The sequence below is a fragment of the Noviherbaspirillum sp. L7-7A genome, from assembly GCF_019052805.1.
Lineage (GTDB): Bacteria > Pseudomonadota > Gammaproteobacteria > Burkholderiales > Burkholderiaceae_D > Noviherbaspirillum_A.
In genome coordinates this window covers 310,511-332,770 of the sequence record NZ_JAHQRJ010000003.1, presented here as the reverse complement: position 1 = coordinate 332,770, position 22,260 = coordinate 310,511, and the positions used below count along the sequence as shown (strand labels likewise).

Here is a 22,260-nt window from a genome sequence, read left to right as displayed (position 1 = left end):
AGGGGCACGCCATGACTGACCATATCGATACGCGCCTGGCGCACGCCGGCGCTGCCGAATTTTACCGGGCCGAAGCGCCCGTCAACGTGCCCGTGGTGCGTACCAGCACCGTTCGTTTCGCTGACGTCGAGGCTTACGAAGCGGCGCATGCGCGCCGGCTGGCGGGCGAGAATGTCGCTACCTATGGCCGTCATGGCCTGGATACGCACCGTGCACTGGAACAGGCGATCCTGACGCTCGAAGGCGGTCGGCGCTGCGTGCTGGCGCCTTCAGGCCTGGCCGCCATCTCGCTGACCTTCCTGGCGCTGCTGTCGCCCGGCGACCATGTGGTGGTGAGCGATAGCGTTTATGCGCCGGTGCGTAAGCTGCACCGGCAGATGCTGGACCGCCTCGGCATCGACGTCAGCTATTTCGCTGCGCAGCGCGACGACATCGAAGCCATGATCCGGCCCAACACTCGGCTGCTGTATGTGGAATCGCCCGGCTCGCTGCTGTTCGAGGTACTCGACCTGCCACGGCTGGCGGCGATCGCACGCAGCCACGGGCTATTGCTGGCCGCCGACAACACCTGGGCCTCGGGTTACCTGCAACAACCGCTCGCGCTTGGCGCCGATGTATCGGTGCTGGCTTCAACGAAGTACTTGTGCGGCCACTCCGACGTGATGCAGGGCGCGGTCGTGGCAGGCAATGAAGCGGTCGCGGAACGCATCGTCCAGGCGAGCGACGCACTCGGCACCGCGGTGGGCGCCGACGATGCCTACCTGACGCTGCGGGGAATGCGCACTCTGGCCGTGCGCCTGGCACAACACCAGCGCAATGCGCTGAGCGTGGCGGAATTTCTCCAGGGCCATGCGGAGGTAGCGCAGGTGTTCTATCCCGCGCTGGCAAGCGACCCTGGCCATGCGCTGTGGCAGCGGGATTTTTCCGGCGCCAACGGCTTGCTTTCATTCGAATTCCACCGTTTCGACTTGGCGCGGGCACACGCCTTCGTCAATGCGCTGCGCCTGTTCGGCATTGGCGCTTCCTGGGGCGGCTATGAAAGCCTGGCATTGCTCGCGCCGCCGGAGCGCATTACCGCCCAGCATGCCTGGCGTGGCAGCAGACCGGTAGTACGCTTGCATATCGGGCTGGAGTCGGCAGCCGATCTGGTCCAGGATCTGCAGCAGGCATTTCGCCATGCCTGCGAGAATTAGAAGCCGCGGCCAGCTCCCACCTTTGAACCTGACTGATCAACCTTAAAACACCATGACAACAGAAACCACCTCACCCGCCCCGATTCACGATGCCAGGGTTTGCGCCGAACGCGCCCGCGCGGTCGCCGAGTTTATCGCCAGCACCAGGGCGCTCGCCCGCGCCGGCGAGAGCGCTGTCCTTGGCACAATCGCTGAACGACTTACGCAGCTGGGCCAGCGGCGTGAGCTGTTCCCGGAGCATCATTTCCCTGTCAGTAAAGAGCGTCCGAACGCGGTGTACCGTCTCGCGGAAGATCCCGATGGCCGCTTTGCGCTGTTCGTGTCTGCCGGGTTGGCTGGCAAGTACCAGCCGCCGCATGACCACACCACCTGGGCCATGATCGCTGGCATCCGCGGCAACGAGCGTAACGTGGTTTACCGCCGCCGCGCCACGGACGATCCACTGCGCGACCGTCTGAAGCACACGCGCACAGTGGACGTCACCGCAGGCCGACATGTGATTTTGGCGTCGGACGACGTACATACCATTGAATTGGTCGGCGGCGAAAATGGCTTGCACCTGCATTTCTATGGACTGTCGCTGGAGCGCCTGACGAGACGGGTGGTGTTCGAGAGCAGCGAAGGCGGCACTTTCCGGCACTTCTCGCCGCCCGCGCTGATCCGCCACCCGGTGATAGCCCCGCAGGCGCTCAGGCAGGCGCTGGTATCGGGCCGGGAACTGGCACTGCTGGACGTGCGCGAGGAAGGCGTGTTCGCGAAAAAACACTTGCTGCTGGCAAGTAATGCACCGCTGTGGCGCCTGGAAGTCGTCATCGACGCACTGGTGCCGCGGCGCGCTACGCCGATCGTGGTCACCGATCTTGACGAGCATTTGGGACACCAGGCCGCCGGCAAGCTGGCGCGCCTTGGCTATCGCGACGTGTCGGTGCTTGCGGGCGGCACGCTGGCCTGGGAAGCCGCGGGCTACGAGGTTTATAGCGGCACTAACGTACCGAGCAAGGCGCTGGGTGAAGTGATCGAGACAACCCTGCATACGCCGACCATCGACGCGGCTGAATTGCAGCGTGGCTTGGCCGAGGGACAGGATCTGGTCGTGGTGGATAGCCGCACGCCCGAGGAATTCCAGGCTTTCAGCGTGCCCGGCGCCCATAGCGTTCCGGGCGGAGAGCTGGTGTACCGCATCCGGGAGCTCGCGCCCGATCCGTCCACCCGGGTCGTTGTGAACTGTGCCGGCCGCACACGCAGCATCATCGGTGCACAGACGCTCATCAACGCCGGCATCCCGAACCCGGTGGCATCGCTGAAGGACGGTACGATGGCATGGCTGCTCGGCGGCCGGGAGCTGGCCCATGGCCGCGCCGCCCTGAACCCGGAGCCGTCGGCGCACTCCCTGGCGGTGGCGCGCCGGCAGGCCGAGGCAGTCGCCGCGCGGACCGCTGTACAGCGCATCGATGTCGATCTGCTGGCGCGCTTCGAGTCCGAAGCCGATGCGGTCACGCTGTACAAGTTCGATATCAGGACCAGCGCCGAATATCAGTCCGGCCACTTACCGGGATGGCGCTGGGCACCCGGCGGCCAACTGGTGCAGGCGACCGATGAATACATCGGCACGCGTCATGCGCGCGTGGTGATTGCCGACTGGGACGGCGTGCGGGCCCTGACGACGGCGGCCTGGCTGGTGCAGCTCGGCGGATACCAGGTCTACGTGCATGCGCCAGCACCGGGCACGCCACTGGAAGTGGGTCCGGAGCCTCGCCGGATTCTGGCGTCGTCCGATGCCACGGCCGACTGGATCGGCATGGGCGCGCTTGCCGAGGCGACGCGCGCTTCTTCGGCTGCGCCTATCGTGTTCGATGTCGAATCCAGCCTGGCATTCGCCAGGGCGCACATCCCCGGCGCGCGCTTCTGTGCGCCGGACCGCTTGCCGGAATTCGTCGGGGCGCTGTCGCCGGACCAGCCGATCGTCATCACGTCCAGCGATGGCGTGCTGGCGCGCGTGGTCGCCGCCGAACTGGGACGCAGGACCGGGCGGCAGGTGGCTGCCCTGCTCGGCGGCACCCAGGCATGGCGCCAGGCCGGGCAGCCGCTGGTGCCGGGCCGCGAAGCGATCCTGACCGGCGATGATGACGCCTGGTACAGCCCGTATGCCTACGAAGACAAGGCCGAACGCGAAGCGCAGATGCGGGCTTACCTGTCTTGGGAACTGGGACTGGTAGCGCAGCTGGAGCGTGACGACCACTTCATCAATCCGATCCCGATGGGCGCTGACGGAAAGGAGCAGGCATGACACAGGCAATTTCTCCGGCCACGCTGCGTGCCTGGCTAGACGATGGCGACGAGCTGGCGTTGTTCGATGTCCGCGAAGCCGGCTTGTTCGGCGAGGGACATCTGTTCTTTGCGGTGCCGCTGCCATACAGCCGGCTCGAGTTGGATGCAGGCTGGCTGGCACCACGGCGGTCGGCGCGGATCGTGCTCATCGATGGCGGCGACGGGCTGGCGTCGCGGGCGGCGCGACGCCTGGCCGATCTCGGCTATTTTCGCGTCGCGGTACTGGATGGCGGCACGCCGGCCTGGGAGCAGGCTGGGCATGTGCTGTTCAAGGGCGTCAACGTGCCGTCGAAGACCTTTGGTGAACTCGCCGAACAGACCTATGCAACGCCGCATGTTTCGGCGCTTCAACTGGATGCGCTGAGAAAAAGCGGCAGGAAGATTGCCATCCTCGACGGCCGCACAGTTGAAGAGCATCACAAGATGACGATTCCGGATGCTACCAGTTGCCCGAACGGCGAGCTGGCCTATCGGCTGCGCGCAATCGTGCCAGATGACGACACCACCATCGTGGTGAACTGCGCCGGACGCACCCGCAGCATCATAGGAGCGCAGACGCTGCGCAATCTGGGCATCCCGAACCCGGTGTATGCGCTGGAGAACGGCACCCAGGGCTGGTATTTGAACGACCTGGCGCTCGAGTACCGCAGCCAGCGCCGTTACCCCACCGAGGTGGCGCCAGAGCTGGGTACCGAGCGCGCCGCTGCCGGCAGGCTGCTGGCGCGCTTTGGCATTCCCACGCTTACGGCATCGCAGGCGCAACATTGGATCGACGATCCGGCGCGCACGACCTATGTACTGGATGTCCGCACTGCAGAAGAATTCGCGGCTGGCACGCTGCCAGGTGCGCGTCATGCGCCGGGTGGGCAGCTGATCCAGGCCACCGACCAGTACGTAGGCGTGCGCAACAGCCGCCTCATCCTACTGGACGAGGAGGCAGTGCGGGCGCCACTGGTGGCGAGCTGGATGCACCAGCTCGGCTTCGAGGTCGCGGTGGTGGAGGAGGGCATCCGGGCCCGGCTGCAACTCACTGCAGCGCCCGCTGCGCCGGTTCAGGCCGTGGCAACAGTCACAGCGCAGCAGTTGCGTCAGTGGAGCGAAGCGGGCCAGTCTTTTACGCTGCTGGATCTCCGCTCCAGTGCGGCCTACCGCGAACAACATCCGCAAGGGGCAATTTGGGCGACGCGGCTGAATGTCGTAGCCCGTCTAGAGGCGGCCGGCCAGGCCGGCGCACCGGTCGTCCTGATTGGCGACCGGAAAGGGGAGGCGTCGCTCGTCGCGCTCGATCTGCGCGAAGCAGGCGTCAGGCAAATCCATGCCGTCTCGGATGGCTTGGCGACCATTGCAGCTGCCGGCATTCCGATGATATCGACGCCGGCGGAGCCGCCCGACCACGAGCGCATCGATTTCCTGTTTTTCGTGCACGACCGCCATGACGGCAACCGGGAAGCGGCACGCCGCTACCTCGCGTGGGAAACCGGGCTGATTGCGCAGTGCCGGGATGGCGAGCTAGCTCGATTCCGATTGCCTGCTTCCTTTCAGGCAGCTGCGGGTTAGCTGCCTGTCTACATTCAAGAACAGTCGTCTCAAATGCTGGCGGCCGTGCCTGCAATGACCAAGTGAAGCTAATGCGGGATCCGGCTGGTAGGTATTCGCGCATGACGCTTCCGGGCTCTCCGGTGGCTTGCCCTGCATGCTGGCGGAATAATGAACCTGATCAATGTGCTAACGGAACTCAGCGCCTTCCTGGTGGTACTCGCCGCCTTTTGTTTTCGGTTGCAGCAGAATAATTTGCATAGCGAAACTGAAAGGTTACGCAGGACAAAATGCAGCATTTAGCTCAGGCTAATGGAATATCCGGCTCATCTCCGAATGGCGTCAAGCGCACCAATGGAAAATGAGCCGATCCGCTAACCGAGAGGTAGAGAATTTTTCTATCAGGCGGGTTGAACAGTGCTAGTCAATTAATGTGCTCCATAGTCAAATTAGACTGTAAGCGGACGTCGGTCATCTTCGCTCAAGAATTGAGGTGGTACATCTAAGATGCTATACCTTGGAACCGCTGCCAGGACGTTTATTTAGGCCCATGCAGCCGTCCGCTAAATTTGTTAGGTTTCTTGGCTCATCGGAAGCAAAACGGGGTGTACCAACTGCCTTCTTAAATTGCACCATTCCCCGCTTACATGCATGAGCTTTGGTAGGGAAAGCCACCGCCAGGGCACATGCCGGGACACATACGCGGAACGTCAATGCCACTAGCACATGCGGGTGCTGGGCGGTTTGCATTTGGCGGTAATGGGCCAAAGCACCCGCACATTGATAACGGATATCCTGACGGCAATTTCATTGGCGGGTTTCCAACGCCACCATCGGCCGTTCCGCTCCCGATGACTCCACCCGGAAATGTTCCACCGCCTGCTGTTTGGGAAAGTACCGCTCTAGCTTCTTTTTCGCGGGCATAGGCCGGAGATTCAACCGGACCGTTCACGGATGAGTTATCCACCCACCGCTGGGCAAATCCAAATACGCCCCATTGCCTATACTGGTTAATGTGATACATCTCATGAGCCCATAGTGCGGGGTCTTGAGAGTTGGCTGCGTTTCTGAATACAACAGCATTTATTAATGCAATGGCTTGGGTACTGGAATTGAAGTTCATCTGCGCTGCCTGCAACGAGTTGTTCAGCGGCCCCCAGTTGCTCGTCCAGCGCACACTGTTTATAAGGTCGAGTGGATACCAGCGTTGCAGAAATGACTTAATGTGCACAGGGATTGGAGCGCCGCCTCCGTTGATAACGGCATTGCGAGCGGAAATGATTCCTTGTGCTACTGGAATATACGGCCACTGGCCGGGATTGTTGACAAGCTCAATCAGTTTATCTGGGTTTTTGACTATAAACTCTACAAAATCACCCGGCGTAGGAATACCCGACTGGTTAATATAACCGCCGGGGTTCACAACAAATTTGACCGGATCTTCTTTGATTTTTTCAACTACTTCGCCTCCTACTTTGCCCGGCGTCTTAATTACCTCTCCACTATTAGGGACACAGACGCAAACAATCGCACAGACTTCATATTGACCGTCAGGGCATGCGAGAGCACTGCTTGCTGCGAGTAAGAGAAGGGAAGCTATCCTGTGTAGAAGTTTAGCGCCAGACATAATGGTCATCCTTAGCTTGAAATGGTTACTTCATCATGCGTGGAACTAGACATAACCTGTTGTGAAATGTCAAAAGCTAGAACGCAATCATGTCACATATACAATATGCAAAATAGCAACTATGTCAGATGGAATGCTTTAAAATTGGCATAAATTGCCGTGGCGATCCGGCAATGCGGATGTATGGACAGGTCGCGGCGAAGGTTGTCAGGAGGAGCTAACTAAGTCTCGGGCATTAATGCCGGACTGTGAATGTTCTTTTTGCTCCATAGCGGCTAGTATTTGCATCCTATTACATGGCTGCGACCGGCTAATGTTGCTGCGCATCTGCTCAGCATGGCTGTCCCCTTTCAGAAGCGGACATCGTGCAAGCGCGCTCCCATTCAGCTCCATTCGTTAGCCTTGTAGGCCATAATCAGACTTTACAGACAAATGACTCTCCCTCCGTATTTAGTAGAATTTTTTAGATCTTTGAACGCAGAAGAAAATATCTCCCTTAAAAAAACCTTCGAGGGCGATTTCTCCGACGTAGGAAAATTCACCATTTTGGCAGAAAAATACTTAGAAAATAATGAAACGTTATTGGGAGAGATAATCCCTGAATTTATAACCACTCTAGAGACGGAGGAAATTAAAGCTTCCATCCTAGAAGCACAGAAAGAAAAAATAACAACTAGGCTAGATTGTCTGTACAAAGACCTAGAGAACACGCCCGGCTCATTCTATGAAATACAGATACAAAACGATGAAAATAGGATATTAGAGTTATCCATGTCCTTACTAAAGGAGGAAGCGCACTCCATATTTGATGAAGTGGTATCGAGCGTACTGCAAGCAAATAAAAAATCTAGCAACCAAACAAAAGCAAATTACGTTTGCACTTACTATTTAGCAATTCTTTATAAAAAATTTAAATCCGATGTAATAAAGGCAGAAAAGTACAGCCCTGCCCAAAAAACAGAAAGCAAACTTTTTAGATATTACAAATCGCTAGATGTTGACTTAAAAGAAACTGACAGACAGTTTGCAAAATATGACTTACTTTCCATATCTAGCTCGGAACAGATAATTTCCGGCTTGCCGAATCGGATTTTCGATAATAAAAACAACTCTCAGTTCTTGATTGATATTCCCGAGGCTATTCTGGATATATTCGCCTTTCTTCTGAAATCTGAAGCAATAAAAAACATCTCCTTTCTTGTGGAGTGTGAAGTAGTGTTTCAGACTTCAATGCAATATTTCATTCTTCTTGGGAATGAAAAACCAAAGTGCCCTGTGTTCCTCGTGGACTTTCTTAACGACGTCCGAGACGGTCAAGCAATAAGAGAGGTCGTTAAAAAAGCAGATACCCCGAATATTTTCCCGCCGCATGTGTTGGCAGGGCGTTTCTACGATACAAACAATGATAGCGCATGGTATTTTATAGACAGCCGCAATATCTACTTTGAAGAAATTTCAAGCGATCCTGAGGTGTTTGATGACTGTGTTGTAACTCAATTGATTCATATTGAATATTTTATTCGCAGTGACCAAATGCTCTTAGCGCACATTGATCATGAATATATTTTTTACTCATATGATGAGTTCGATAAAAGACTTAAGGATTTCTCACAAAAGGGAAGCGCCAGAAAAAGAATCAAAACATTCAAAATAGACAACTCGGAAATCCCTATAATTGCTGAAGGAGATGTTTTGGTACTTAATACTATTTTGGAATATCTCTTTAAAAAGCCATATCTATTTAATGGGTTCGTTCGAGAAATAACAAAAAAGTTAACAATTCGTTAAAGCCGACGCCAGACGGCGCGGCTTGACTCCAACGTTAGGCAAAAACTATGTACGTGGAATTCGATATCCCAGATTTGAGAGAATACGAGAAAAGCCTCCTCTCCTACTGGACTAAGACCATTTTCATCGGGAAGATCTCAACTGACTATCAAGTCAATTCGTTGGCGTCCACATTTGTGCGCCTTGTTGAAGCCGCGGTTTCGGAATACAACTTGGCACACGTGAAACTTCGGGAGTTTTGGGATACTCACAGTTCGATAAACCTGAGCGCGATGCATCGATCCGTGTCTCACTTCGAGAGTTGCTTGTCCAGCATGTATCGGGCCGCTAACAGTTTTCGGAGACTTCGGCGACACTCTTCACGTGATCCATTGTGCGTGTATTTAAGTACCGAGCGGCCAGGGTTCGCCACAGACGCAATTGGAGACCGCTTCCGCCAGGTGCGGAACGACATCCATCACATGGAGGAGCTGGTTATCAACGGGAATCTTCAGCCAGGGCAGCCTTTTGCCCTTCATCCTGACGGGCCAGAAGTCGCACACCCCTCCGAGTCAAACCAGACAATTAAGACGATCGATCGCCTTGTGATAGGTGAACGCGAGATCAGATTCACTGAACTCGCGAGTTGGCTGCTTGAGATAGTGGCGACGGCACAGAAGATCGCCGATTTTGCTCCCTTCTCTTCGGGAGGCTCAGCACATACGCCTGCCTAATAGGTCGTTCAACACGGGCGCACAAATGCGCCGGCCAACGTAGCGTTTTGAGTGGCTGTTTTCGGGAGCCAATAAGGGCCGCTTTGGGTCGATTTTTCCCTTTCGCCAAGCTACCGTCACAGTCTGCTTACGAATCGGAAGTAGATCGTTAGCCCAGTTTCTTAGATTCCAGTATTGGGCGGCTCTCACGGCGGGAAGCGGCTAGGTTGCGTCATCGGCCGGCTAACGCGTTAGGTGTGACCGAGGGAATAGATAATAATGTTCAGAGGGCATCGGTCGTCTCGAAGTTTATTTTCGCGAGTCAGGCGCAGAATGGGATTCCTTTTTCTCCTCTACTAGGTTTGAAGCTGCGTGAGGAATTCCGTCCTATTTTCTTCGTCCTGCCCTTGCTCATGTATTCAGTCATGCGACCGGGGATGTGAAGCAAGGCCTCCACTTATCCAACTGTCCGAATTTTAGGAGCCACCTCTGTGCGGCATGGTGTCTCATGACATATATGGTCTTTTTGCGCGCTGATCGGAACTGTACCATTCCCAAAATATGGTATCCACTCGAAGGTATGCGGCTACTAAGGTAAATTAATAAACCGGCCTTGCCTAATAACGCTGAAAACCTGTTGTTACACCAGCACCGGCTACCTTATACTCAACATTCTGAGAACCAAATTTTGGTTAAAAATTTAATGCACAGTAGACGCATTACATATTTTTTATGCGAAGGACATTATGCAGGGAACAATGACGTTACCGAAGGATGCCTACAAGATTTTCGTTTTTGATGACGTGTATCCTTTATCCGCTGCTGCGGAACAAGCCAACAAAAAAAAGCTGAATGCGTTTGGGCTAGCCGCCAAACTGAATCCATTCAAACGCCCTAAAGACGAAACGGTGCTCCTGGCAAAAGATGTAAAGCGTTACGAGCCCTTCTGGCATGTAGTTACCAATCGTGAAGTTGACTTTTCTCGCCAGATCAACTATCCCGTAGATATCGGTAACAGCTTTGCAAACTGTGTCGTAATCAACGGACAAGAATACCCAATCGCGGCACAAAGTGGAAAAAGGACATTGACGCTTTCTGCTATTGAAAAATGTCACCGGAAAATCGATTTTCAGGACTATATCGATGCCCTGGAACGAGAAAGTAAAAAAGGGGTGCTCGAAAGCTATCTGAAGAAGTACAAGGTGCAAGAGCGTGAAAGCATTGAATTGCCGAACGTCATCCCACTCAAGGTTTCAGTTGCCACCCTTCTCCAAAGAATCAACCAAACATTGTCATCTGAAGCAATCAATGCGCACGAAATTCAGCAAGATTTCATTTCAATCGAAAAAGCGCATCTGTATTATCGCCCGGTCTACGCCTTCGAATTCTCATGGACGACGGAGAATAAAGTCGGTGTTATTGAAGTGGATGGCCTTACAGGCGAAGTTATAGAAGACGGACAATGGTTTAAAGAGAAGATGGACAGTGTCCTGACGCGAGAAATGCTCTTCGAAGCCAGTGCAGAAATTGCCGGTGTAATCGTTCCTGGAGGCGGCATTGCAGTCAAGGTGGTGGAACGTGTCACAGCAAGGAAGTAGCGGAGCCCGTAAGGTTTGCCCGGTCCCGATCTGAACCAAGCCGTAGTTTCTCTTTCAAGTAAGTAGGGTATGTTGTCGCTTCTCCCTTGCTTGCAAGATGAGCGCCGTCTCGTCTGCTCAAACTCTATCGGTCGCATCTCGCTCCTTTTATGAGGCTTACATTTGAAAATGCCAAAAAATCGGTTGCCAACATCCATAAAGTGGGTTGTTCTATTTTTGTACGCGCAGCTTATCCTCTTAATGTTGAACGCTGGAACCGGTGTAAATGCACACGACAGTGCTAAATTACTAATCGGACTTTTCGTCGGTGTTGTGATTTCCGTGCTATACGGCGGACTTTTGCAAAAAAGAAAATTGGCAAGAAATGTGCTAGCTGGAATTGGGGCAGCGATTCTGTTTTTTAAACTGTTTGGAAAAAGCGGCTATGAGATCAAATTTTACGAGTACCACCTGTACTTGGATATCGTATTTTTCTCACATTTTATAAGTCAGCTTTTTTATGGAGAAGCGAATAAATGGTTTAGCCCATTGTGTGCTAACGAACTGGCGCCAATACTGTCGCCGAATGATCGTATCGTCATGCAAAATGAGCTAATGAGCGAACTTGTTTCGGCTTGTCTAGGTGACAGAGAAAAAGCATTGAGACTCGTTGACTATGAGCGCAAACTTCATCCACATATTAAAACCCTTGAAGCGATCGATAACGCATTGGATAGACTGTGCCATGATCGAGGGGGCGCAATAAGAAATGCAGCATAAGACTGAAAGCGGACCTAGACATAGCCTTTTTCTACAGTTAAAAATACTAGTTTTATCCAGCCAAACAGCGTGATAAATTTTCGATACATCGCTTACCAGCGCCCTCAGTTAATCTGACCGTAGTTTTCACTTCACATACTTGGCAGTAGAAATTTTAGTGAGCTGTTCGGCATCCAGTATTGTAGCGCGAAAACTAAGCGTTCCATTACTGCATCGCGGTTCTGGCCTTGAAGTGTAATGGGAGTTTCGGGCTCTAGCAACCTGCTGACATACCTATCAATACCTCGTCGGCGAGGAATCACGGCCGTTTAGAACAGACTACAAGCGTTTTTTGCCGGTAAGGGGGAACAAGTTTCCTTTGATGTGATTTCGAAAGCGCTAATCGGTATTTCAACAGCCCGCTAGGTATTTATTGTTTCCATTAGAAGCTTAGCCAGTCTATTCCTCAACAAGATGAATACCTCAGTGATCCTTAGGCCACAACTCAGTACACGAGTTAATAAACGGTCTAGGCAGCGGTATAACCATTGCGATAGTGGCTCATCTATTCAAAGTCTGATTACGCGGAGCCATTTGGCCCAACCCAAGACTTGACCGTTAGTATCACAAACTCGCCTACCGTCAGCTTTCTATGAGTTTTAACGTCATCACGATATGGGTTAGACACGTAAGTAGCCGAAGTATGGAGTCCTTTGCTCAGTCATCTGTTAGTATAATAGTCTGAAGTAAATTCCCAAATAAAAGCCAGGCCTCGTCAAAGAACTACACAACTTTCACGTATGAAATCTTTTTTACTTACAAATGTACCTGTAAATCTATGAGAGACGAAATCTACGTGATTATGGGAATCGACACCAGTTGGCCTATACTATTTTCTGCATGCGCCGTCCGCCAGCATTTAGTAAGCCATGTGAAAAACGGAATTTTTCGCATTAGCGTATGACCCCCTGCTCAGCCTAACGGCAGCTAACAAGATGAATTGTTTATTATTTAAGTGTAAAAATTTTGGCAAATGATAACTATCGCGCACTCAATTAAAAGTTAGGAATGTTAGGTCCTTTATGCATTAAATAAAATTAAAAATACAGCCGCCTTTCAACAGTGAGAAATTAAGCGCAGAGTTTCATAGATTCGCGGGTACGTTCTTATATGCAGACATAGAACGGAGCCGATAAATACTAATTACTGAATTCTAACTGTTAGCTATGCAAGCATTACCAGTACCTACAATTGGTTTTTGGATAAAACCAATAAAAATTTGCGGAAAATGTTTCCAAACCACGAACCAATTATTATGAAAATAACGCTAACACGCTCTTCAGCAAAACATAGTACCTTATTAAGTGCCATCTCAAAAAGTGGAATTTCGGTTTCTCAGTCCAATGCAATACGCAACTGGCTTGTAGAGCAATTAATTGCACATGAGCATGCTAAGCTAGGGCAGGGTGGCCACACCCAAAACCAGGTTCCACTGCGAACGGTGTTCGTTGACCTACCAGTTTCAAAAAGCATCAATAATGAAGGTGGAAATGTTGAACGTGTACCATTTGTTGAAAGGCTTCTGTCGTCAGATACTATTAGATTGCGAACTGCTTCTAAAGCGCGCGGTACTCCCAGTCTAAACAAGACTGATATTCCAAATGACGATGATCAAGATTTCGACATTGGAGAAAACAGTAATGCTGAATTTGGTTTCAGCGCTACGCTTTTGATAGGAGGCCCAGGCCAAGGAAAGTCAACTCTCGGGCAACTGGCTTGTCAACTTCATCGCGCAGCACTTCTAAAACCATTAGAACAAGACTTGACAACGACTCAGCGCGATCTTGTAAGATCTTTTGAAGTGCATACTAAAAACAAATCTGTTAAACAACCGCTGAGTTTGCCGAAATCTCCTTTGTTGCCTCTGCAAATATCGCTTCCTGATTTCATCGCGTGGTTTGCAAAAGATAAGGTGGATTCGAAAAATTTACCTTATCCCGTTTTCTTGCGTTTCATTACTGATTTAAAAAGTGCAAGAAACTGCGGCTTAACGGCAGAAACATTAATTTCATTGGCCCCAAACATACCCTTTTTGATCGTATTGGATGGTTTTGACGAAGTCGGTGCCATACACGATCGACATGCGATTGTTGATGCATCACGCGAGCTCCTCACAGCATTAAGCGAGAAAAATGCGTTAGCGCAAGTTATTGCAACAACTCGGCCGCAAGGCTATGCAGGTGAACTTGCACAAATCGGTTTACCACTTACTCCTCGCTATCTCGTTCCCCTGCTTAAAAATGAAGCCTTAGCTTATGCTCAAAAGTTAATAGAGGCGAAAATTCCAGGGGCTGATCTTAAGAGCAAAGCGTTTGAGAGAATTCAGGAGGCTGCTGCAGAGCCATCCACAGAACGGCTTTTAACTACCCCTTTACAAGTCACCATTCTTACTGCATTAGTACAACAACTAGGTCGAGCTCCGCGAGAGCGCTGGAATCTTTTTTTCAGATATTTTTCATACACTTATGACCGTGAAATTGAACGGGAAACGTACGCATCCAGACTCTTAGCAGATCATCGGTCCCATATTGAACAGATTCATGCTCGGGTAGCTTTGCTATTACAAGTCGAAGCTGAACGAGACGGTGGCGCAGCGGCTAGAATGCCACGATCGCGCTTAGAAAGCGTGATCGAAGCAGTGTTATCAGAAGATGAGGTTGCTGAGGACGAACGTGCGGAACTAGTGAAAAGTATCTCAATCGCGGCGGAACAGCGCCTAGTGTTTCTTGTCGAGCCTGAACCCGGCAGTTTTGGTTTTGAAATTCGTTCACTACAAGAGTTTATGGCGGCCTGGGCACTTACATCTGGAAGAGATAACGAGATAGAAGGCCGGCTTCAACAGGTAGCGATAGCGCCCATGTTCCGTAACGTCACTCTTTTTATGGCGAGCCGCCTTTTCAGCGAAGGATCACCTTTACGCGACATACTGGCAGATCGTATATGCGGCGCACTCGATGATGACCCTAATGACTACGCAGCCCATTTAAGTCGTGCTGGGAGCCTTCTTGCTCTGGATACACTTGAGGAAGGCGCCGTGCTCTCGCAACCTCGCCGAGCGCGGGCATTGATGGAACGAGCAGTGAATCTTCTCTCTTTACCACCTGGATCGGAGCACCTGAGACTTGTACGGGTCGTTAATAGCGATACTTTAGGTATTTTGAGAGAATCTATCGAAAAAAACGCTTTCGCACGGAAAAAAAGATTCAAAATTCCTCCTCACATCAGCATGGATTTGCTTAATAGATGCATGTAACCGACAGGAGAATTGGGCGATTGATATTGCTGATCAATATTGGGAAAAATTAACCGATTACGAAAATTTACTATATGCATGCAGAGTAGTCGGCATTTCACTTAGCATTTGGCTCTCGAAAAAAATACAAAAGATTTGTAAGTACATATCACCGGAAAGTTTTATTGATTTTCGAAGTCACCATGGGGAGCATGGACAAAATGATAATTTTGTTGTGTGGCTCAATTCCGTCTACAACAGTGAACGGAGATGGGAGAGGCGCCGGCAAAGTGGCATTCTTTATGACGTAGTCATGTTACAGGAAACTTTAACGGGCGAGCCAAGCGGCCTAACTAAGGTACCAGCCGTATGGAAAGCATGGATTGCTGCCGCCAAATTCGAAGTAGAGCCAACTGCAATTAACTTGTCAAAAGCATTAAAGGCTGTTGCCAGTTGGCTTCCGATTCAAAGTTGGCGTCCATTGCAGTGGCGATCCAGTTGGCCTATAGCAGTATGTTTGCGTCTTGCTACAACCTCAAAAGATTTAATGCACTATGCTGATTTAGCGGCTACGGGGCAGTTAGGCGATATTAGTGATTGGTCAAGCGCGCAAGAATCATGGCAAATACATGTTGATTTAGATCTTTCATTAAATTTAATTGACGAGGGTCAACCTTGGACCAAAGATACCATAAAAAAAGTTCCACCATTTATGGCTTTGCCATATTGGGCTTATGCAGAATCTCCTCGGCTAAACAAATCTCAGGGTGCTAGGTTAAATTCTGCCAAGAAAATCGAGAAATCATATTTTAAGGTGTCTTCGCCAAATATACGTAATGTCCTTGCAGAAGTAGGGTTAGCGCTAATAAGACAGTTAGGCGCGAAATCAGCTAAGGACATTACGGCACTAAGCGGATTTCTTAGTACAGCCCCTGAAAACATCGCTTTTTTTATTCCACGACCAAAATGGTTAAACCGTCTTGAATGGATAAAATTATTAGATACGGCACCTTTGCCAGTGGAGCTGAATGCCTACTCGTCAGCTGATGCGCTGATAGATGCTTTGAGCGAATCAAATTTTCATCCAATTGTATTGAGATCGATCGTATTAATGTTAGACATCCATTCCGGATACATTTCGAATCTCGAGAAGTTACAAGAGATGACTAATGGCGTTGAAATTCCAAACATGCAGCTAACCACAAAAACGGAACTGACGATACTCAAAATATTTTCTGGACACTTCCCCGCCAATATTGATGATTTTCTCAATGACTTTGCAGTTTTGATAAATGAATACCCAAATTGTTACAACTGGGGCATATTGCTATCTATTTTACAGACTGGGCGCCTTAAGGCCAGCCAGGTAAGTGTGCTACTTTCGAAAGCAATAGAAAAGGTGGGCTTGCATCATCACTTATCTAGTTCTTTTATCAGGCAGCTGCGAGACACAATCCAGGCGCGAAGCTCTGAATTGGATGATCATTGGACTTGGACAAGATTAGCACTGCCGATGCCATCTCCTCAGTCGGCGCCACAAACACATTTTGAGCCCGCTATCCCGAAGCTACCCGTGGCGATTACTGGAATTGAACTGCATGACCTTCGTGGTATTCATCACCTTAAACTAGACTTTTCTCTTCCGTCTGATAATGGCAAGGGTCAATGGATTGTGATTCTCGGCCCTAATGGAATAGGTAAAACGACTATTCTTGGTAGTTTGATTCTTGCATTACGCAATACAAAGGATCCGGTTATTTGGCCTAAAGGCGCTTTCGCTAATTCTTGGCAGAGGCAAAGAAGTGTAGCTGAAGAACTCCCTGTAGACACTCAGATTGTGGTATCGCTACGCGATGACATACAACACCGGACTTTGATCCGCTCTAACGGGTCTACAAGTTTCCACCAAATTCCGGAAAAAAATCGTCCGCGCCTTTTTCCATTATTTGCTTACGGATGTCGAAGGGGTTCAGCGCTTGGAGGTGCTTCACGTCAAGTGGATCTAATGGATGATGGAGGGCCTGAAATCGCAACCTTGTTTGATGAAGGAGCCAGCTTAATACATGCTGAAACATGGCTGCTTCAGCTGGATGGAGATGCAGCTAAGACAAGTAAAAGCAAAATTACTTTTAAAGCGGTAATAACTGCCCTGAAAATATTGCTTGATGTTGAAGCAGTGTGTATAGAAGACAGACAGGTTTGGGTAACTGAAAAAGGTCGACCAAAGCTTCCCTTAAGCTCAATGAGTGATGGATACCTCACGAGCGCCGGTTGGTTTCTTGATCTTATGGCTAGGTGGTTAGCATTAGCAGAGCAGTATAATGAACCTATTAAAGCTAATTTTTTAGAACAAATGCGAGGTTTGGTATTGATAGATGAGATTGACTTGCATCTGCACCCTCGTTGGCAAATAGAAATCATTACTCGCACCAGGAAATTACTTCCACGAATGTCATTCATTGTGACTACTCACAATCCTGTTACGTTAGTTGGTGCAAAGGCAGAAGAAATTTGGATGTTATCGATGGAAAGCGGACAGGTTAAAGCGACTTGCGGAGTCGAGTCACCGATGCTATTGACTGGTGGACAGATATATCGAAGTTACTTTGATATTCAAGACATTTATCCAGATGGGCTGGGTAGAGCTCTACAACGGTATAGTTTTCTATCCGGCTATGCGCTGAGGAATGATAGTGAAGAAGAAGAATTGGTGTCGCTGAAAACGAAACTAACAAATGCGAATATTGAGCCCGGGTGGGATGTAGTGCCGCGGAAAGAAATTAAGGGATAATCTTGGGGAAAAATAATATCCAAAACAATGGAGGAATTTTTGATATTAGTTAAACGAGGTGCCGAACCAGATTTTTTTAAAGAAATTCGTACTTCTAAGCTCGCAGCTATTCGTAGGTTAGGACGCGCGCCTACGTCGCATGAAATAGAAGGGTACCGGGCCGTCGCCGAACAGTTGTGGAAAGCTCAATTCTATAAATGTTGCTATTGCGAACAGAAGGTTATGAAAGACTATAATGATGTTGAGCACTACCGCCCGAAAACCTCAGCTAGTCGCCTTCCAGGTTGCAGCCTAACCCATGGCTATTGGTGGCTAGCATTTACTTGGGAAAATCTTCTATATGCGTGTCCTAACTGCAATCGCTCCTCAAAAAATGACAAATTTCCACTTGCCGTAGGCTCTAAATCACTTACAGCTGAGAAACCCGTTCCGGGACAAGAAATGGCTTTGCTATTAGATCCAGGGTCCAGCATTAACCCGGTTAGCCATATTGTGTTTCAGTTAGAAACTGTGGGACCACCCGGAAGTAAAAGTCAGTGGTGGGCTCGACCTCGCAATCAAAGTCAGATCGGCAACTTTTCAATAGATACCTATGGCTTAAATTATCAACAACATTTAGATATGCGAGACGATCATTTTAAATACGTGATAGAGCCTAGGGTAAAAGATTTCCAAAAAGTTTTTTTTGGGTCAAAAGAAAGAAAGGCGCTTATGGCGGCATATGAAAGAGCAAGTGAGCTTCTTAATCCCGCAAATGTCTATATGGCTTTTAACTATGATGCTTTATCTTCGTTGATTCCAAACTCACAACTTAAGCGGATAAAAAAAACATGGCCGTTGCCTGACGAGGTAGGAGTTTATTGATGAGACGTAGTTTTTCATATATTTCTATTACTACGTAAACTCAGCCAATATTTATTTTAAAACTTTTTGTCAAAACAGGGCTTTGCTAAAAGCAATTTAAGCATTATTTATTGGCTGTAATGCGATTTGTGCTTATCTTTATTTATTAAAATATCTCTGATGGATATAGCTTGTCACAGCTAGAAAGCTTTTTGGAAAAATTTTTTATGCTTAGGATAAGGCATAAATTTATTTGAAGTCGTTGCTGTTTTTATTTATATAACCTCCTTTTTTTCATTTAACAATCATTCGATTTTGGTCAAAAAGTACGCAGTGAATCGAGATGTCTGCTACCGCCGTATTGCGGACCTTTTAACTCAGTTCAGCGCGATTCAAAGTCGAGCTACACTACTGAAGTGCTACCAAGGATAAGTGGCGTCCTTGCGCCGATGCCTTGAATTTTCATATCACTTTATGGCTAAATTGCTTGTAATGCTGCAGACATAGGAAACTTCCGCAACAACTAAAGACAATTCATCGCACGGTCTCAAGAAAAACGCAGTTCTCATGTGCGTTGCTATGAGATGAGGTAGCTGAAAAGCAGCATTCCACTCTTCGCAATTATGTGTGTATATAATCGGCTCGACTGCTTTCGTTGGTTTCAAGCACTTCTACTTCCATTGGTGCCGCGCCCGCTCGCTCAACTAAAAGTGCAAGGGAATGAAAGAAGCTTAAAACAAAAGTCTACAGCGAGATAACGCCACGCCTGCACTAGTCTCGAAGTGCCGATCACATGATTAATGTGAGCGTGACCAAGGGCACCGAGACCGGTCGTGAAGCGAGTTTTCTCTAATACCAATCCCGAGTCACAAGGTGGGGAGTATTACTCCGGCAGTGACACGGGGCCGCTATCCGATCAGACCGGCCGCCATTCCAGAGGCACCATATCGAGTCCATTGTGTTCGGCCAAAGTGCCTGGATACAGGGGCTTATAGAAACGCTGTGCATGGAGTTGAACGCCAGCTGCTTTTTGGTACGCCAGGCCAACCAGAGTGCTGCAATACAGCGCATCTGTTTGTGGCTCGGTGCCCGGCACCAGCTTGGATGTGACCAGCTGCGACCATGAATACGATTGGCCCTGCGTGGCTAGGTTCAGCGCGAACAGAACGATTCGGCTGCGCTCCGCGGCATCTAGGCCAGGGAAGCGGCGCAAGGTGATCGCATGATGCTCGCAGTATGTCCAGATCGAACGTTGTGCTGCGCCGGCTGCTGTGATGTCGACAATTTCGCCATTGCCCACATACATAGCCGCATGGACAAAGTGGCGGCCGGCGCGGGTGGCAGAACTTAAACTGCATGATTGGGCAACAACGATCGCCGCGTCTTTTAACTTACCCCGGGAGCGTATTAGCACGATGTCACCCGGCAGCCAGTCAGTGAAATTCGGGCACATCCATACCGGCCAGTCGGACGGCACGTTCGTTTCGGGTGGTGCGTTGCCCGGAAATAGGGCGTTATTAAATGAAGGCAACTCAACTGCCAGCAATTTCAACCTTCAAAACTTTGGGCGCAAGCTGCCCCCTGTATTGGATCTTGAGCAATTGCCCTTCTGAGAAATTTTCCACGGCAGAAGGTAGATATGGCGGCGACAGGTGGAATTCGAGGTTGTCGCTAGTTTGGGCAATAAGCAGATCGAGTTCGCAGGTAACACTGGTGACCCTGGCTTCAGTGGTGTACACCTCATTATTGTTCTTGCGCATTGCCTTCTCCACCGCACGCTCGTCGGGGCGGTGGTCAGAGGGAGGCATTGCATAAGTCGTAGATTGCATAATGGATAATCCTACACCGGTTTTACGAGTCCGTCAGGCGGTGTCAAGACAGCGAAAACATCCTGACGCCGCGTGTATGGACAAGCCAGACCGGCGCGCCAAGCCGTACGACTGTTTGCAGGCAATTTACGGTGGCGTTCGCCACAACTATTCCAAGCTGCTTCATCAGTGCGCCGGCACCGGCAGTGCCTGCGAGATGCTGTACTACCATGCCGGCAAGAGCAATACACCGGGCAGCCGGTATGACAAGCAGTGTGATCTGCGGTCTCTGCCAGCAGGCATGAACAAGTTTATCAGCAAAGTCAGGCAGCCCGGCATGCTCCTGCGTCGGCGCAGCGCGGGGCGTGCCAGGCTTTACTTGTTCGAGGCAGGCCTTGACGCCAACAAGGGTAATGGTGGCCAGGGCGAAGGCGGCAAGGGTATAGGTCACCAGCTGGAAGATGAATTGCAGGGGACGAAGCGGCGCTGAAGTGGGTTTCTCGACAGCCGGCTTCCCATGTCGTGCGTGCATGGCTGAATTCGCGCTATTCATTATCCTATTATGCAGTGCTGTTTGCTTTGACGAAAAAGCGGGGCCATTCCGCTCCCAAAAATAATGTCTTTATACCAACAACTCCACGTTACAACTTTCAATGCGGAAATTCAAATGGCACTTGGTACACTAATGACTTTACTGAAGAACATTTGACTAAAATACAACAAAGGGAGGCGCATCGGCTTCGTGCAGCGATTAACCGCTCTGTGACTGCTCTCCCGCCTGAAGGCGAGAGCTTCCTACTTCTCAGTTCGTAGCCAGAGCGACGAGCTCTGGGCTTGCACATCGTCTACGGAAAAGACCGACTGTCATGCCGCTGTCAATTTCAAAAAATTTCTTACTGCACAATGTGTTGAGCAGCGTGCGTGTCTCGATCATGCATGGTAGGCAAGACGCGCAAAGCCATCTGCGTTTCTTTAATGTTAGAGCTCCATTGATCAATCTTGACGAGATGACAGCCTTCGCGCTTGAGCTTGTAACCGATCTTAGTAAGCAGACAGTTCCAGCCTACATTGGCATCGGCAGCATTATGAAACGCGTGCACATGCTAAGGCAGCGGTCCAGGCACACTTCAAAACTTTTACAACTGCCTGAGCGTCGCTGGTTTGTACAAACAGAAACTTTCCAGGCGGGCAAAGTAATATATGACCTTGATGCGTGACCAACGGGGAGTGAAGTAAATTTAGGTAAAATATTAGCTAGTACTTAATTTTACATAAACCAGATTACCAGCGTTTTTCCATATAGCAATTACTCTGTTCTACTAAAACAAGTTTGCTCATATTCGGCCTTCTTCAGTTGCAATAGACTTTCGTCGCACTTCCTATTACCTTGTCTTTCTTGGAGTACCGTATAAGCCCGAGCTGGGTCGGGCGCCGACGGTGACGGCCCCTGACCTGAAGCGCTGGCTGGACCTGTGGCATGACGAAGGCCGGCCAGTGATGATGATGGACACCCGCAATGCCTTCGAAGTCAATGTCGGCACCTTCAACGACACCCTGGATTACCGCATTGAGAAATTCAGCAACTTCCCGGACGTGGTGGCGCGGCATCGCGAGGAACTGGCCGGCAAGATCGTAGTCACCTTTTGCACCCGCTGCGTACGCTGCGAGAAGGCCGCGATTCATATGCAAAACATCGGCTACGACCATGTCTACCAGCTGGAAGGCGGCATCCTTATGTACTTCAAGGAAGTCTGCGTTGACCACTACACCAGAGACCGCGTCGTCTTTAACCGCCGCACCGCCTTGAACCCGAAGCTGGAAGCCACGCCTACCCTGCAGTGCTATGCCAGTCGCGCCGTGATCGGGCCGCGCGAGCAGATGCCGCTGCTGTATGTGTAGGGCGCGTCCTGCCCGAATCGCACCAGGGCGGAAGGCAAGGCCGAAACCGCTGAGGTGGGCAGCCTGGCTTCGTGAAGCGGCTTCCGAGGCGGCATTGGTACGCGCCGCCCCGCTTCACTGCATCACT

Annotated in this window: 15 protein-coding genes and 1 pseudogene; 13 read left to right on the top strand and 3 right to left on the bottom strand. The window is 50.4% G+C overall.

What is annotated here, in order from left to right:
* Positions 1-11 precede the first annotated feature (11 nt).
* From metC to KTQ42_RS22960, 3 genes are read left to right on the top strand one after another with little or no spacing between them, the layout of a single operon-like run.
* Positions 12-1,193 (top strand): cystathionine beta-lyase, encoded by a 1,182-nt coding sequence (gene metC, locus KTQ42_RS22970; protein WP_217347937.1) that lies wholly within the window; start codon positions 12-14, stop codon positions 1,191-1,193.
* A 52-nt stretch (positions 1,194-1,245) separates the two neighbouring features.
* Entirely contained in the window at positions 1,246-3,480 is a 2,235-nt protein-coding gene (locus KTQ42_RS22965; protein ID WP_217347936.1) for a rhodanese-like domain-containing protein, read from the top strand.
* On the top strand, positions 3,477-5,078 hold the full coding sequence (locus tag KTQ42_RS22960; RefSeq protein WP_217347935.1) for a rhodanese-like domain-containing protein: 1,602 nt from the start codon (positions 3,477-3,479) through the stop codon (positions 5,076-5,078). Before KTQ42_RS22965 ends, KTQ42_RS22960 begins: the two co-directional genes overlap by 4 nt.
* A gap of 622 nt (positions 5,079-5,700) precedes the next feature.
* On the opposite strand, the gene KTQ42_RS22955 is transcribed toward KTQ42_RS22960, so the two are convergent.
* On the bottom strand, positions 5,701-6,684 hold the full coding sequence (locus KTQ42_RS22955; protein ID WP_217347934.1) for a DUF4157 domain-containing protein: 984 nt from the start codon (positions 6,682-6,684) through the stop codon (positions 5,701-5,703).
* 432 nt (positions 6,685-7,116) lie between these two features.
* Here KTQ42_RS22955 and KTQ42_RS22950 point away from each other — a divergent pair, with 432 nt between their 5' ends.
* From KTQ42_RS22950 to KTQ42_RS22920, 7 genes are all read left to right on the top strand, one after another.
* Entirely contained in the window at positions 7,117-8,472 is a 1,356-nt protein-coding gene (locus KTQ42_RS22950; protein WP_217347933.1) for a hypothetical protein, read from the top strand.
* Between the two features lie 47 nt (positions 8,473-8,519).
* The gene (locus KTQ42_RS22945) at positions 8,520-9,185 is read left to right on the top strand and encodes a hypothetical protein (protein ID WP_217347932.1); all 666 of its coding nucleotides are present in this window, start codon (positions 8,520-8,522) and stop codon (positions 9,183-9,185) included.
* 737 nt (positions 9,186-9,922) lie between these two features.
* A complete protein-coding gene (locus tag KTQ42_RS22940; protein ID WP_217347931.1) occupies positions 9,923-10,762 on the top strand; it encodes a hypothetical protein in 840 nt (279 codons plus the stop codon).
* Between the two features lie 162 nt (positions 10,763-10,924).
* Complete coding sequence (locus KTQ42_RS22935; protein ID WP_217347930.1) at positions 10,925-11,521, top strand: hypothetical protein; 597 nt, start codon at positions 10,925-10,927, stop codon at positions 11,519-11,521.
* Between the two features lie 1,237 nt (positions 11,522-12,758).
* Positions 12,759-14,813 (top strand): hypothetical protein, encoded by a 2,055-nt coding sequence (locus KTQ42_RS22930; RefSeq protein ID WP_217347929.1) that lies wholly within the window; start codon positions 12,759-12,761, stop codon positions 14,811-14,813.
* A gap of 292 nt (positions 14,814-15,105) precedes the next feature.
* The gene (locus tag KTQ42_RS22925) at positions 15,106-17,583 is read left to right on the top strand and encodes an AAA family ATPase (protein WP_217347928.1); all 2,478 of its coding nucleotides are present in this window, start codon (positions 15,106-15,108) and stop codon (positions 17,581-17,583) included.
* Positions 17,584-17,805: 222 nt separating this feature from the next.
* On the top strand, positions 17,806-18,447 hold the full coding sequence (locus KTQ42_RS22920) for a hypothetical protein (RefSeq protein WP_217347927.1): 642 nt from the start codon (positions 17,806-17,808) through the stop codon (positions 18,445-18,447).
* An 895-nt stretch (positions 18,448-19,342) separates the two neighbouring features.
* Here KTQ42_RS22920 and KTQ42_RS22915 read toward each other — a convergent pair.
* Positions 19,343-19,972 carry a YiiX/YebB-like N1pC/P60 family cysteine hydrolase gene (locus KTQ42_RS22915; protein ID WP_217347926.1) on the bottom strand — a complete coding sequence of 210 codons (630 nt, stop codon included), beginning with the start codon at positions 19,970-19,972 and terminating at the stop codon, positions 19,343-19,345.
* Positions 19,959-20,255 (bottom strand): hypothetical protein, encoded by a 297-nt coding sequence (locus KTQ42_RS22910; RefSeq protein WP_217347925.1) that lies wholly within the window; start codon positions 20,253-20,255, stop codon positions 19,959-19,961. The genes KTQ42_RS22915 and KTQ42_RS22910 overlap by 14 nt, the downstream gene beginning before the upstream one ends.
* Before the next feature lie 76 nt (positions 20,256-20,331).
* Between KTQ42_RS22910 and KTQ42_RS22905 the strand changes: the two genes are divergently transcribed.
* The 3 genes and pseudogenes from KTQ42_RS22905 to KTQ42_RS22895 form a co-directional block, all read left to right on the top strand.
* The gene (locus KTQ42_RS22905) at positions 20,332-20,724 is read left to right on the top strand and encodes a hypothetical protein (RefSeq protein ID WP_217347924.1); all 393 of its coding nucleotides are present in this window, start codon (positions 20,332-20,334) and stop codon (positions 20,722-20,724) included.
* A gap of 376 nt (positions 20,725-21,100) precedes the next feature.
* A complete protein-coding gene (locus KTQ42_RS22900; protein WP_217347923.1) occupies positions 21,101-21,451 on the top strand; it encodes a hypothetical protein in 351 nt (116 codons plus the stop codon).
* A 169-nt stretch (positions 21,452-21,620) separates the two neighbouring features.
* Positions 21,621-22,133, top strand: a pseudogene (locus KTQ42_RS22895) (sulfurtransferase); the annotation flags it as partial.
* Positions 22,134-22,260: the final 127 nt, after the last annotated feature.

What these genes read in the sequence shown, in the direction of transcription:
- KTQ42_RS22960 (WP_217347935.1), top strand. Translation starts at nt 3,477, where the DNA reads ATGACACAGGCAATTTCTCCGGCCACGCTGCGTGCCTGGCTAGACGAT.
- KTQ42_RS22950 (WP_217347933.1), top strand. Translation starts at nt 7,117, where the DNA reads ATGACTCTCCCTCCGTATTTAGTAGAATTTTTTAGATCTTTGAACGCA.
- KTQ42_RS22965 (WP_217347936.1), top strand. Translation starts at nt 1,246, where the DNA reads ATGACAACAGAAACCACCTCACCCGCCCCGATTCACGATGCCAGGGTT.
- KTQ42_RS22910 (WP_217347925.1), bottom strand. Translation starts at nt 20,255, where the DNA reads ATGCAATCTACGACTTATGCAATGCCTCCCTCTGACCACCGCCCCGAC.
- KTQ42_RS22945 (WP_217347932.1), top strand. Translation starts at nt 8,520, where the DNA reads ATGTACGTGGAATTCGATATCCCAGATTTGAGAGAATACGAGAAAAGC.
- metC (WP_217347937.1), top strand. Translation starts at nt 12, where the DNA reads ATGACTGACCATATCGATACGCGCCTGGCGCACGCCGGCGCTGCCGAA.
- KTQ42_RS22905 (WP_217347924.1), top strand. Translation starts at nt 20,332, where the DNA reads ATGGACAAGCCAGACCGGCGCGCCAAGCCGTACGACTGTTTGCAGGCA.
- KTQ42_RS22940 (WP_217347931.1), top strand. Translation starts at nt 9,923, where the DNA reads ATGACGTTACCGAAGGATGCCTACAAGATTTTCGTTTTTGATGACGTG.
- KTQ42_RS22900 (WP_217347923.1), top strand. Translation starts at nt 21,101, where the DNA reads ATGCCGCTGTCAATTTCAAAAAATTTCTTACTGCACAATGTGTTGAGC.
- KTQ42_RS22955 (WP_217347934.1), bottom strand. Translation starts at nt 6,684, where the DNA reads ATGTCTGGCGCTAAACTTCTACACAGGATAGCTTCCCTTCTCTTACTC.
- KTQ42_RS22925 (WP_217347928.1), top strand. Translation starts at nt 15,106, where the DNA reads ATGTTACAGGAAACTTTAACGGGCGAGCCAAGCGGCCTAACTAAGGTA.
- KTQ42_RS22920 (WP_217347927.1), top strand. Translation starts at nt 17,806, where the DNA reads ATGAAAGACTATAATGATGTTGAGCACTACCGCCCGAAAACCTCAGCT.